Consider the following 13023-nt stretch of genomic DNA (forward strand, 5'->3'; position numbering starts at 1 on the left):
CTGCACCCATGACTTCCGGCACTCCTCGTCACGGCGCACGGCCCGTTAGCGTGGTGCCGTGCGCCGGCTGGGACCCGAGGAGACGTCCGGGCTGACGACCCTCGTCGTCTGCCTGGCGGTCGTCGTGCCCGTCCCGTTCGTGGCGGAGCCTGGCCGGATGCTCGTGCCGCTCGTCGTCTGGGTGCTGCTGGCGCTCGCCTGGCTCGTGGCGACGGGTGTCGCCGTCCTGCGACCGCCGCGCACCCGCGCCGCCTACGTGGGTCTCGCGGCCCAGACGCTGCTGGCCGCGGCCCTGGTGATCACGGTGCCCGGGATCGGGTGGCTGCCCATCCTGCTGGTCTTCGGCGCCGCGCTGAGCACGTACGTCGGGCCGACCCGGGTCACGGCCGTCGTCGTCGTCGCGAACACCCTCGCCCTGTGCGTGGCGTTCCTGCTCGCGCCGGGGGACGTGCACCCCTTCGAGATCGTGCTGTCGCTCGGGCTCTACCTGCTGCTCCAGGTGGGCAGCGCGGGGGTGAGCGCGACGCTGCAGCGCGAGCAGCGCATGCGCACCGAGCTGACCGTCGCCCACGCCGAGCTCGCCGCCGCGGCGGTGCTGGGCGAGGAGGCCACCCGCGCGTCGGAGCGGTTGCGCATCTCCCGCGAGCTGCACGACCTCATCGGGCACCAGCTCACCGTGCTCACCCTGGAGCTGGAGTCCGCCGCGCACCTGCCGGGCGAGCGCGGGGCGGAGCACGTGCAGCGTGCGCGCACCGTGGCGCGCGAGCTGCTCGGCGACGTGCGCGCCACGGTGGGCGAGCTGCGCCGTCGCGCGCCGGACCTGCGCGAGGCCCTCGCCGCTGTCGCCTCCGCCGTCCCCTCCCTGCGGGTCGAGGTCGACGTGGCCGAGGACGTCGTCGCGGACGAGGAGCAGACGGCGGCGCTGGTGCGCGTCACCCAGGAGGTCGTGACCAACGCGGTGCGGCACGCGGAGATGGCCACCGAGCTGCGCCTCACCGTCACCGCGGACGCCGACGGCGCGCTCACGCTCGTCGCGCGCGACGACGGGCTCTCCTCCGGTCCGGTGCGGCTCGGGAACGGCCTGTCCGGCATCGTCGAGCGTGCCGAGGCCCTGGGCGGTGCCGCGACGTTCGACGGGACGTCGGGGTTCGCGGTCGAGGCGTGGCTGCCGGGGAGGGTGGCCTCGTGAGCGCGGGAGGCGGACGGGTGCGGATCGTGCTCGCCGACGACCAGACCCTCGTGCGGCACGGCATCCGCAGCCTCCTGGAGATCGCGGGCGACATCGACGTGGTCGCGGAGGCGGAGGACGGCGCGGCGGCGGTCGACGCGGTGCGTGAGCACGCGCCCGACGTGCTGCTGCTCGACCTGCGGATGCCCGGCCGCGACGGGATCTGGGCGCTGGAGACGCTGCGCGACGAGGGGCTGGAGGTCGCCGTCCTCGTCCTGACGACCTTCGACGACGACGCGCTGGTGCTGCGGGCGCTGCAGGCGGGCGCGCGGGGCTACCTGCTCAAGGACGTGACGCTGGAGCAGCTCGCGGAGGCGGTGCGGACCCTGGCCGCGGGCGACACCCTGGTGCAGCCCGCGGTGACGGCGCGCCTGCTGCGAGCGGTCCGCTCGGCGCCCGTCCCGGACGACGCCGCCCCGGCGGAGCTCACCGGGCGGGAGCGGGAGGTGCTGCGCCTCATGGCGCAGGGGTGGTCGAACCGGGAGATCGCGGACGCCCTGTACCTCGCGGAGGGCACGGTCAAGAACCACGTGTCGAACGTGCTGCTCAAGCTCGGCGTCAAGGACCGCACGCGGGCGGTGCTGCTCGCGCTGCAGGGCGGCCTGCTCGCCTGAGAGGTTGCGTCGCCGGGCGGGTCGTGGCCGATACTCGACGGCGTGGAGATCTCTGTCGTCTGGTCCGTCGTCCTGCTCGTCGCCGCCCTGTGGAACCTGGCGGTGTGGCCGTCGTTCTGGCGCCGCGTGACCAAGGACCCGCGCGCCCGGGACGACGCGGGGCGCCCCACCCGCTTCTTCACCGTGCACGCGGTGCTGGTGGGTGTCTCCCTGCTGCTCGCCCTGCTCGTCGGCGTCGTGGGCGTGCTCGGTCTCGTCGGCTGATCCACGGGCACTGGCGCGTATCCGCAGGTCGCGTGACGATGGGCACATGAGGGCGATCTGGAAGGGCGCCGTGACGTTCGGCCTCGTCAACGTGCCGGTCAAGCTGTACAGCGCGACCGAGGACCACGACGTGCCGCTGCACCAGGTGCACGACACCGACGGCGGGCGCATCCGCTACCGGCGCGTGTGCGAGCTGGACGGCGAGGAGGTGCCGTACCAGCACATCGACCGCGCGTACGACGACGGCGAGCGCACCGTGGTGCTCACCAAGGACGACCTCGCGGCGCTCCCGGCGGAGGCGAACCGGGAGATCGAGGTCGTCGAGTTCGTGCCGAGCGACCAGATCGACCCGATCATGCTCGACCGCACCTACTACCTGGAGCCGGACTCCAAGAGCCCGAAGGCGTACGTGCTGCTGCGCCGCACCCTGGAGGAGACGGACCGCACCGCGATCGTGAAGTTCGCGCTGCGCCAGCGGACCCGGCTGGCGGCGATGCGGGTGCGTGACGAGGTGCTGGTGATGCAGACCCTGCTGTGGGCGGACGAGGTGCGCGAGGCGGCCTTCCCGTCGCTCGACGGGTCGGTCACCGTCTCGGACAAGGAGCTGGCCATGTCGGGGCAGCTCGTCGCGAGCTACGAGGCCGACTTCGCGCCCGAGGAGTACGAGGACGAGTACCAGGTGCAGCTGCGCCAGCTCATCGACGCCAAGATCGAGCAGGGTGACGCGCTCGACACGTCGGAGACCTTCGGCGAGCAGCCGGAGAAGGAGGACGCCGACGTCATCGACCTGATGGAGGCCCTGCGGCGCAGCGTGTCGGGGTCGAAGGGCGGGTCGAGGTCCGGCTCGACGGGCGAGTCCGAGGAGAAGGCTCCCGCGAAGAAGAAGGCTCCGGCGAAGAGGGCTCCCGCGACGAAGGCCCCGGCCAAGAAGGCCTCGGCCAAGAAGGCGCCCGCGAAGAAGGCGCCTGCGAAGAAGGCGGCGGAGCGCAAGACGGGCTGAGCCGCCCTGCCACCGTGCCGTCAGGCGGGCGTGCGTCCCGAGGAGCGCGCCGCGGCCGCCTCGCGGACGAGGGCGAGGAGGTCGTCGATGTCGCGGTCGCCGAGGCTGCTCGCGCCGAACGACGCGAGGGCGTAGAGGCCCTCGCCCATGAGGGAGACCGCCCGGGCGAGCACCGGGTCGCCGACCTCCTCGCGGACGGTCTCCGTCCAGGCGGTCTGCGCCGCGTCGAGCACGTCGCGGGCGCGGGGGTACGCGCCCTGCGCGAGCCGTGAGGCCGCGAGGTAGAGCACGCCGAAGTCGCCGTCGATGACCGTGGACGTGCGCAGGAGATAGTCGGCGGCGCCCTCGGGGGCGTCGCGCATCGTGTCGACGTCGGTCGCGGTGAGCTCGCCCAGGCGGTCGAGCAGCCCGTCGACGAGGGCGTCCTTCGAGGGGAAGTGGTAGAGCAGGCCGCCCTTGGACACGCCGGCGCGGTCGGCCACGGCCTCGATCGTCGCGGCGCGCTCCCCGGACTCGACGAGGAGTTCGGCGAACGCGTGCAGGACCTTGGCGCGGGCGGCGGGGGCGGGGGGCATGTCGACAGCCTAGTGGCGGAGTGTTACTGTACCGGCTGGACGGTGCGGAAGTTCGACATCACCATGTCGCCCCGGCCGTCCGCAGCATGTGAAAGGCACCTCAGGTTCAGACATGGCTCAGACCCAGGTGACGACGCACACCGCTCCCTCAGCCACGGCCCGGACCACGAGCCGCCTCGCCCCCGCGCGCCCCGCCGGCGCCGGGCGTCGCTGGGCGGCCCTCGCCGTGCTGATGCTCCCGGTGCTGCTCGTCTCGATCGACAACACGGTCCTCAGCTTCGCCCTGCCGCAGATCTCGGAGGCGCTGGCCCCGGGCGGCACGCAGCTGCTGTGGATCGTCGACGTCTACCCGCTCGTCCTCGCGGGGCTCCTCGTGCCGATGGGGTCGGTCGCCGACCGCGTCGGCCGCCGCCGGCTGCTCCTGATCGGGGCCGTCGGCTTCGCCGCCGTGTCCGCGGTCGCGGCCTTCGCGCCGACCGCGGGCGCGCTGATCGCCGCCCGCGCCGGCCTCGGCTTCTTCGGCGCGATGCTCATGCCGTCCACGCTGTCGCTGCTGCGCAACGTGTTCACGGACCGCGACGAGCGCCGTCTCGCCATCGCGATCTGGGCCGCCGGCTTCGCCGCGGGCTCCGCCGTGGGGCCGATCGTCGGCGGGCTGCTGCTCGAGCACTTCTGGTGGGGCTCGGTGTTCCTCCTTGCGGTGCCGGTGCTGGCGGTGCTGCTCCTGCTCGCGCCGGTCTTCGTGCCCGAGTCCCGCGACCCGGCGCCGGGCCCGATCGACCCCGTCTCGATCGTGCTGGTCATGGCCGCGATGACGCCTGTCGTCTTCGGCATCAAGACGCTCGCCAAGGGCGCGCTGCCCTCCCTCGGCCTGGCCTCGATCGCGGCGGGGCTGCTCATGGGCGTGCTGTTCGTGCGACGGCAGCTGCGGCGTCGCAACCCGATGCTCGACGTGCGCCTGTTCACCGTGCCCGCGTTCACCGGGTCGGTGCTGGTGAACCTGCTGTCCGTGTTCTCGCTGGTCGGCTTCCTGTTCTTCGTCTCGCAGGACCTGCAGCTCGTCATCGGGCTGTCGCCGGTCCGGGCGGGCATGGTGCTGCTGCCGGGCACCGTGGCGATGGTCGTCGCGGGCCTGGCCGTGGTGAAGGTCGTCCGGCACGTGCGGCCGTCGCACGTCGTCGCCGCCGGGCTGGCCCTCTCCGCCGTCGGCTACCTCGTCACGGCGCTCGTCGCCGGGCGCGGCGAGGCAGGCTGGCTCGGGCTCGCGTTCGTCGTCCTGGCGATCGGCGTCGGGTCCGCCGAGACCGTGTCGAACGACCTCATCGTCTCCACGGTGCCCGCGGCCAAGGCGGGCGCGGCCTCGGCGATCTCCGAGACCGCGTACGAGGTCGGGGCCGTGCTGGGCACCGCCGTCCTCGGCGGGATCCTCACCGGGTCGTACCACGCGAACGTCGTGGTGCCGTCCGGCGTGCCCGCCGCGGACGCGGCCTCCGCGGCGGAGACGCTCGGCGGCGCGACGAGCGTCGCGGCCGACCTGCCCGCCGGGCAGGCGCAGGCCCTGCTCGACTCCGCGCACGCGGCGTTCGGCAGCGGCGTCGTCGTGACCTCCGCGATCGGCTTCGTCGCCGTGCTGGTCGCCGCCGGGATCGCCCTGACGACGCTGCGCGCCGTGCGCTCCTGAGCCGACACCGTCCCTGAGGTTCCTGAGGGCAGGGTCACACCGCGCGACGGCGGCGCCACCGGCGAGGACGGTGGCGCCGCCGTCGCTGTTCGGCAAGGGTGGACGCGATGAGCGACGAGCATCACGAGCCCTCCCCGGCGGACGCCTCGGCAGGTGCCCCGGAGGCCACGGACGAGATTCCGGCCGGCGCGCGGACGCCGCGCGCCCGCCGCACCCCGCCGCGCTGGGCGCGCTGGACCCTCGCGGGGGTGGCGGCGGCGGTGGCGTGCCTGGTCTTCGGCGTGAGCACCGCCACCGCCGAGCTCGGCTTCGGCCCGCACGAGGCCGTCTACTCGGTGACGAACGACAGCCTCGTCGTCGTCGACCTGGGCCCCCTGGGCACGCTGGAGGTCGACTCCCCGCTCCCGCTCGGGCTGGGCGTGGACGTCGTGGTCAAGGAGATCCCGGCCGACCTGACGACGGTGGGGGCGGCCAACACCCTCACGGCGCTGAGCCAGGACCTCGAGAGCTACCTGCAGTTCTTCTCCAGCCCGGACGTCGCCGCGCGCAGCGTGGCCCTCGCGCTGGTGGAGAACGCCCTGTGGCGCTCGTTGGGCGCCGCCGCGCTGCTGGTCGCCGTGGGGTTCGCCGTGCGGTGGTTGCTGGGGGCGGGTCGCCGGCGGGAGCTGGCCGACGCGATGGCGCCCCGGACCGGGGAGATCACCGCCGGGGTGGCCGTCGTGGCCCTCGTCGTGACGACCGTGACCTCGGGAGCCGTCGGCAGCACCGCCCAGGGGCAGCCCGCGTCGCCGGTCTTCGCGGGCACGGCGCTCGAGGGCGCACGGATCACCGGGCGCCTGGCCGGCGTGATCGACACCTACGGCGGACAGCTCGTGAAGCTGTACGAGGACAACGAGGACTTCTACGCGGCGGCGAACGACGACCTGTCGTCCGCGTGGGGCGCCCGGCTCGCCGTCGAGACCGTGACGGCCGCCGCCGACGCGGGGACCCAGTTCGCGTCGCCGGCCCCGGCCGAGGCGACCGCACCCGTCGCGCCGCCGCGCGCGGCGCCCGACGGGAGCGCCGAGGACGAGCCGGTGACGCTCGTCGTCATCTCCGACCTGCACTGCAACACCGGCATGACGCCGCTCATCCGCACGACGATCGAACGCTCCGGTGCCGACGTCGTGCTCAACGCGGGCGACACCACCATGAACGGCACGTCGGTGGAGAAGGTGTGCGTCGACTCGTTCGCGTCGGCCGTGCCCCGCGGCGTCCCGATGGTGGTGGCGGACGGCAACCACGACTCGCAGGTCACGTCGGACCAGGAGGCGGCCCACGGCCAGAAGATCCTCGACGGCCAGGTGATCGAGGTCGACGGCGTGCGCATCCTCGGTGACCGCGACGCGCTCGAGACGCGGGTCGGGGTCGGGACGAACGTCGCGCGCGAACGCACCCCGGAGCAGCAGGCGGCGGATCTCGCCGCGACCGCCTGCGAGGACCGTGACGGCGTGGACCTGCTGCTGATCCACACCCCGGCGGTGGGCCTCGACGCGCTGGACAGCGGGTGCGTGCCGTTCCAGGTCTCCGGGCACACGCACAGCCGGTCCGGGCCGGAGCAGGTGGGCCAGGGCATCCGGTACGTCAACGGGTCCACCGCGGGCGCCGCGCCCAACCAGCCCACCGTGGGGCCGCTGCACGGCACCGCCGAGATGACGGTGCTGCGCTTCGACCCCACGACGCGCCGCATGCTCGACGTGCAGGTCGTCACCGTGACGCCGGACGGCGCGGCGACGGTGGGCGACCGCGAGCCGGTGCCCGAGGTCGTCCCGCCGACGGACGAGGCGCTCGGGTCGTAGCGGCGGGCGCCCGGATAGGCTCGGACCGTGCCCGAACCCACCTCACCCGTGCCCGCCGCACCGGAGCAGACCGTCGACCCGGACGAGCTCACCCCCGTCGCCCAGGACTACCTCAAGGCGGTCTGGTCGGCGCAGGAGTGGTCGGACGAGAAGGTCACGACGGGGCTGCTCGCGGACCGGCTGGGCGTGGGCCCGTCCACCGTCTCCGAGACGGTGCGCCGCCTGACGGCGCAGGGGCTGCTGGGGCACGAGCCGTACGGCGGGGTCTGGCTCACCGAGCTGGGTCGGCGGTACGCGCTGGTGATGGTGCGGCGCCACCGGCTGCTGGAGACGTGGCTGGTGCGCGACCTCGGGTACGCGTGGGACGAGGTGCACGACGAGGCCGAGGTGCTGGAGCACGCGGTGTCCGACCGGCTCGTGGAGCGCATCTCGGCGCGGCTCGGGCACCCGGAGCGCGACCCGCACGGTGACCCGATCCCGTTTTCCGACGGCCGGGTGGTGCGCCCGGAGGCCGTGCCGCTGGTCGACCTCGAGGCGGGGGCCGGGGGAGTGGTGGCCCGCATCTCCGACGCCGACCCGGAGGCCCTGCGCTACCTCGCGGACCTCGGTGTCGACCTGGACCTCGCGGTCCGGCTGACGTCGCGGCGGGAGTTCGCCGGGACGGTCGGCGTCGCGTGGGAGGCGGACGGGCGCGAGGTCACGGTGGACCTCGGCCTGCTGGCGGCGTCGCGCATCTGGGTGGTCCGCGCGTAGGCTGTCCCGGTTCCCCGACGACGTGAGCGCCTGACGGCGCACCGCCGTCGACGCCTCGTCTCGAAACGATTCGAGCATCCGCGCCGCCCGGCGGGGTGCCGACCGATCCCGAGGAGAGGCGAGTGACCTCGACGACCACGCCCGCGAGCGACGCCACGGCACGCACCGGCCGTGCCCCCCGCCCCGAGCACGTCGGGGCCGCGCTGTTCGCGCTCGCCGTCGGCGGGTTCACGATCGGCACCACCGAGTTCGCCACCATGGGGCTGCTGCCGCAGATCGGCGCGGACCTCGGCGTGAGCGACCCGGTCGTGGGCCACGCCATCACCGCGTACGCCGTCGGCGTCGTGGTCGGCGCCCCGCTGCTGACGGTGGCCGCCGCGCGGATGTCCCGCAAGCGGCTGCTGCTGTGCCTCATGGGCTTCTACACGGTGGCCAACGTGCTGTCGGCCGCCGCCCCCGGCGTCGAGAGCCTGATCGTGGGGCGCTTCCTCGCCGGGCTGCCGCACGGCGCGTTCTTCGGCGTCGGGGCGGCCGTGGGTGCTGCCGTCGCGGGGCCCGGGAAGCGCGGGCACGCCGTCTCCATGATGATGACGGGCCTGACGATCGCCAACGTCGTCGGGGTGCCGCTGTCCACCGCCGTCGGGCAGAGCCTCGGCTGGCGTGCCGCGTTCGTCGTCATCGGGGTGCTCGGCGCCGTCACCCTGCTCGGCATCTGGCGCTTCGTGCCCGAGCGCGGGCCGGTGGACTCCAGCGTCCGGCAGGAGCTCGGAACCCTGCGCAACGGGCCGCTGTGGATCTCGTTCGCGGCCGGGGCCATCGGCTTCGGCGGCCTGTTCGCCGTCTACACGTACGTCGCGCCGACGGTCACCAAGGTGGCGGGCATGTCCGAGAGCGCCGTGCCCTGGGTGCTCGCCGTCTTCGGCGTCGGCATGACCGTCGGCACCCTGCTCGGCGGCAAGCTGGTGGACCGCAACGTGCTGCGCACGGTCGTCGGCGGGTTCGTCGCGACCGCGCTGTCGCTGGTGCTGTTCGCGCTGGTCGCCACGTCGCCCGTGCCCGCCGTCGTCGGGCTGTTCCTGCTCGCCGTCACGTCGCAGACCCTCGGCCTCGCCATGCAGACGCGCCTCATGGACCTCTCGCCGCGGGCGCAGTCGCTCGGCGCCGCCCTGTGCCACTCCGCCCTCAACATGGGCAACGCGAGCGGCGCGTTCTTCGGCGGGCTCGTCATCGCCGGCGGGTACGGCTACCTCGCGCCGGCCTGGGTGGGCCTGGTCCTGACGCTGGTCGGCCTGGCGATGGTGCTGGCGTTCGGCCGCCAGCGGGTGCCGCAGGCGGACTGACCCGCCCCCTGGGGATCGACCCCAGGAACGTGCGGTACGGTCGCGCCCGTGAGCCCGAGCGTGCGCGACGCGACCCAGGACGACCTCCCCGACGACGCCACGGGGACGGCTCCGCCCATGACCGGCCCCCGGGGCCTCACCGCCCGCACGTACGGGGTGCTGCTCACCGTGCTGGGCGGGATCGGCTTCGGCGCGGCGTCGTGGCTGGCGATCGAGGAGTACCTCAAGCTGCTCGACCCGAACCGGGTGACGAGCTGCAGCTTCAACGTCTTCCTCGACTGCGGCGTCGCGATGGCGTCGTGGCAGGGCACGCTGCTCGGCTTCCCGAACCCCTACCTCGGGGTCGCGGCCTTCCCCGTGGTGATCACCACCGGCGTGGTGCTGCTCGCCGGGGCGCGGCTGCCGCGCTGGTACCACCGGAGCCTGCTCGCGGTGACCGTGCTCGCGCAGCTCCTCATCTTCTTCCTCATGTGGTCGAGCTTCTACGCGCTGGTGCGCCTGTGCCCCGCGTGCATGGTCGTCTGGACGATCGTGTGGCCGCTGCTGTGGTTCCAGGTCGTGCACGCCGTGCAGGAGGGCCACCTGCCCGCGGGGGACGGGCTGCGTCGCGCCGTCGTGCGCAACCGCGGCCTGGTCCTGCTGATCGGCTACGTCGTCGCCGTGGGCTGGCTGCTCCTGGCCGTCGGCGGGCCGCTCGTCGAGTCGTTCGGGGTGTGAAAACCGGGCCGGGGCCTGCGGCCCCGGCCGGTAGACTCGCCGGGTGAGCACGCCCGACACCGCACCCGCCCGACCCGAGGCTCCGGCAGCCTCTTCCCACGAGCCCGCGCACCGCTACACGCCCGCCCTCGCACAGCAGATCGAGGAGCGCTGGCAGGACCTCTGGGAGGAGCGCGGCACGTTCTGGGCGGCCAACCCGGACGGGGCGCTCACGGACGGCGACGGCGGGCACGGCTCGGGTCAGCCGTTCTTCATCATGGACATGTTCCCGTACCCCTCGGGGGCGGGGCTGCACGTCGGGCACCCGCTGGGCTACATCGCCACCGACGTCGTGGGCCGGTTCCGCATGATGTGCGGCGACAACGTGCTGCATGCGCTGGGCTACGACGCGTTCGGCCTGCCCGCCGAGCAGTACGCCGTGCAGACGGGCCAGCACCCGCGCACCACCACCGAGCAGAACATCGTCACCATGAAGCGCCAGCTGCGCCGCATGGGACTGGCGCACGACTCGCGTCGCACGTTCGCCACGATCGACCCCGAGTACGTGCGGTGGACGCAGTGGATCTTCCTGCAGATCTTCGACTCCTGGTACGACACGGAGGCCGACGGCGGCAAGGGCCGCGCCCGCCGCATCGGCGAGCTGCGCGGCGAGCTGGAGTCCGGGGCGCGCCCCGTCCCCGGTCACGACGGCGACAACGCGGGCGGCGCCGTCTGGTCCGCGCTGTCCGCCGAGGAGCGGCGCGACGTGCTGGACGCGCAGCGGCTGGCCTACGTCGACGAGTCGCCCGTGAACTGGGCGCCCGGGCTGGGCACGGTGCTGGCCAACGAGGAGGTCACGGCCGACGGCCGGTCCGAGCGCGGCAACATGCCCGTCTTCCAGAAGTCGCTGCGGCAGTGGAAGATGCGGATCACCGCCTACGCGGACCGCCTGACCGACGACCTGGACCTGATCGACTGGCCGGAGAAGGTCAAGTCGATGCAGCGCAACTGGATCGGCCGGTCCACCGGCGCGAACGTCCGCTTCGACGTCGTCGGCACCGCCGACCACGACGCGGCCGGGGCGGGCGCGCAGGTCGAGGTCTTCACCACCCGGCCGGACACGCTGTTCGGCGCCACCTTCATGGTCGTGGCGCCCGAGCACCCGCTGCTGGACGAGGTCCCGGCGGCCTGGCCGGACGGCACCCGCGACGTCTGGACCGGCGGGCACGCCTCCCCGATCGAGGCCGTCGCCGCGTACCGGCGCGAGGCCGCCGCCAAGACCGCCGTCGAGCGGCAGGCCGACGCCGGCAAGAAGACCGGCGTCTTCACCGGCCACCTGGCGATCAACCCGGTCAACGGCGCGACGGTCCCCGTGTTCACGGCCGACTACGTGCTGATGGGCTACGGCACCGGCGCGATCATGGCCGTGCCCGGAGGCGACCAGCGCGACTTCGACTTCGCCGAGGCGTTCGAGCTGCCCGTGATCCGCACCGTCGAGCCCGCGGGCGGCCTCCCGGAGGACTTCGCCGGCGCGTACACCGGCGACGGCGTGGCCGTGAACTCCTCCAACGACGAGATCAGCCTGGACGGGCTGGGCGTGGCCGAGGCCAAGGAGAAGATCGTCGCGTGGCTGAGCGCCCGTGGCGCCGGCGAGGGGACGACCACGTACCGCCTGCGCGACTGGCTGTTCAGCCGGCAGCGCTACTGGGGCGAGCCGTTCCCGATCCTGTGGGACGAAGACGACCGCCCGGTCGCGATCCCGGCCGACATGCTGCCCGTCGACCTGCCCGACGTGCCGGACTACGCGCCGCGCACGTTCGAGCCCGACGACGCGGACTCCTCGCCCGAGGCCCCGCTAGGCCGCAACGACGAGTGGGTGCACGTCACCCTGGACCTGGGCGACGGGCCGAAGACCTACCGCCGCGACACCAACACGATGCCCAACTGGGCCGGGTCGTGCTGGTACTACCTGCGCTACCTGGACCCGACCGACTCGACGGACGGACCCGCGAAGGGCACCGCCGTGGTGGACCCGCAGCTCGAGTCGTACTGGATGGGCCCGAAGCACAATGGGACGTCCGGCCCGGCCGGCGGCGTCGACCTGTACGTCGGCGGCGTGGAGCACGCCGTGCTGCACCTGCTGTACGCGCGGTTCTGGCACAAGGTGCTGCTGGACCTGGGCTACGTGACCTCGCTGGAGCCGTTCGGCAAGCTGTTCAACCAGGGCTACATCCAGGCGTACGCCTTCACCGACGCCCGCGGCGCCTACGTGCCCGCCGCCGAGGTCGAGGGCGACGAGCAGACCGGCTTCACGTACCGCGGCGAGCCCGTGAACCGCGAGTACGGGAAGATGGGCAAGTCCCTGAAGAACGTCGTCACGCCGGACGAGATGTACGAGCAGTACGGCGCCGACACGTTCCGTGTGTACGAGATGTCGATGGGCCCGCTGGACCTGTCGCGGCCGTGGGAGACGCGCGCCGTCGTGGGGTCCCAGCGCTTCCTGCAGCGGCTGTGGCGCAACGTCGTGGACGAGGAGACGGGCGCACTCGTGGTCACCGACGACGAGCCCGACACGGCCACGCTGCGCGCGCTGCACCGCGCGATCGCGGACGTGCGCGTCGAGATGGAGCACATGCGGCCCAACACGGCGATCGCGAAGCTCATCACGTACAACAACCACCTCACCGCGCTGGACCGGGTGCCGCGCGCGGCGGTCGAGCCGCTCGTGCTCATGGTCGCGCCCATCGCCCCGCACATCGCCGAGGAGCTGTGGCAGCGGCTCGGGCACGACGGCTCGCTGGCGCGGGAGCCGTTCCCGACCGCCGACGAGCAGTACCTCGTCGAGGACACCGTGACGTGCGTCGTGCAGGTCAAGGGCAAGGTGCGCGGCCGCCTGGAGGTGGCGCCGTCCATCTCGGACGCCGACCTGGAGGCCGCCGCCCTGGCCGAGCCGAACGTGGTCCGCGCCATCGACGGGGCGCCGGTGCGCAAGGTGATCGTGCGCGCGCCCAAGCTCGTCAACATCGTCGTCTGA

The 13023-nt window shown here is 73.6% G+C and carries 11 protein-coding genes; 10 read left to right on the forward strand and 1 reads right to left on the reverse strand.

Annotation, left to right across the window (positions count from 1 at the left end):
- Nucleotides 1–58 precede the first annotated feature (58 nt).
- From ACH436_RS01385 to ACH436_RS01400, 4 genes are read left to right on the forward strand one after another with little or no spacing between them, the layout of a single operon-like run.
- Entirely contained in the window at nt 59–1189 is a 1131-nt protein-coding gene (locus tag ACH436_RS01385) for a sensor histidine kinase (protein WP_430558389.1), read from the forward strand.
- Nucleotides 1186–1842 (forward strand): response regulator, encoded by a 657-nt coding sequence (locus ACH436_RS01390; RefSeq protein WP_430558390.1) that lies wholly within the window; start codon nt 1186–1188, stop codon nt 1840–1842. The genes ACH436_RS01385 and ACH436_RS01390 overlap by 4 nt, the downstream gene beginning before the upstream one ends.
- 42 nt (nt 1843–1884) lie before the next feature.
- Entirely contained in the window at nt 1885–2106 is a 222-nt protein-coding gene (locus tag ACH436_RS01395) for an SCO4848 family membrane protein (protein ID WP_430558391.1), read from the forward strand.
- A 46-nt stretch (nt 2107–2152) separates the two neighbouring features.
- Nucleotides 2153–3106, forward strand: coding sequence for a Ku protein (locus tag ACH436_RS01400; RefSeq protein ID WP_430558392.1), 954 nt, complete (start codon nt 2153–2155; stop codon nt 3104–3106).
- Nucleotides 3107–3126: 20 nt separating this feature from the next.
- On the opposite strand, the gene ACH436_RS01405 is transcribed toward ACH436_RS01400, so the two are convergent.
- Nucleotides 3127–3681, reverse strand: coding sequence for a TetR/AcrR family transcriptional regulator (locus ACH436_RS01405; RefSeq protein WP_430558393.1), 555 nt, complete (start codon nt 3679–3681; stop codon nt 3127–3129).
- A 112-nt stretch (nt 3682–3793) separates the two neighbouring features.
- Between ACH436_RS01405 and ACH436_RS01410 the strand changes: the two genes are divergently transcribed.
- The 6 genes from ACH436_RS01410 to leuS all read left to right on the forward strand — a co-directional run bounded on the left by ACH436_RS01410 (nt 3794) and on the right by leuS (nt 13023).
- The gene (locus ACH436_RS01410) at nt 3794–5362 is read left to right on the forward strand and encodes an MFS transporter (protein ID WP_430558394.1); all 1569 of its coding nucleotides are present in this window, start codon (nt 3794–3796) and stop codon (nt 5360–5362) included.
- A 107-nt stretch (nt 5363–5469) separates the two neighbouring features.
- Nucleotides 5470–7200: a metallophosphoesterase family protein gene (locus ACH436_RS01415; protein WP_430558395.1), complete on the forward strand. Its 1731-nt coding sequence runs from the start codon at nt 5470–5472 to the stop codon at nt 7198–7200.
- Nucleotides 7201–7227: 27 nt separating this feature from the next.
- Nucleotides 7228–7953 (forward strand): metal-dependent transcriptional regulator, encoded by a 726-nt coding sequence (locus ACH436_RS01420; protein WP_430558396.1) that lies wholly within the window; start codon nt 7228–7230, stop codon nt 7951–7953.
- A 122-nt stretch (nt 7954–8075) separates the two neighbouring features.
- Entirely contained in the window at nt 8076–9293 is a 1218-nt protein-coding gene (locus ACH436_RS01425; protein ID WP_430558397.1) for an MFS transporter, read from the forward strand.
- Between the two features lie 48 nt (nt 9294–9341).
- Nucleotides 9342–10010, forward strand: a complete 669-nt coding sequence (locus tag ACH436_RS01430; RefSeq protein ID WP_430558398.1) for a vitamin K epoxide reductase family protein — start codon at nt 9342–9344, stop codon at nt 10008–10010.
- 43 nt (nt 10011–10053) lie between these two features.
- Nucleotides 10054–13023: a leucine--tRNA ligase gene (leuS, locus tag ACH436_RS01435; RefSeq protein WP_430558399.1), complete on the forward strand. Its 2970-nt coding sequence runs from the start codon at nt 10054–10056 to the stop codon at nt 13021–13023.

Source organism: Isoptericola sp. NPDC019693 (genome assembly GCF_044389085.1).
In the GTDB taxonomy this organism is placed as follows: Bacteria; Actinomycetota; Actinomycetes; order Actinomycetales; family Cellulomonadaceae; genus Isoptericola.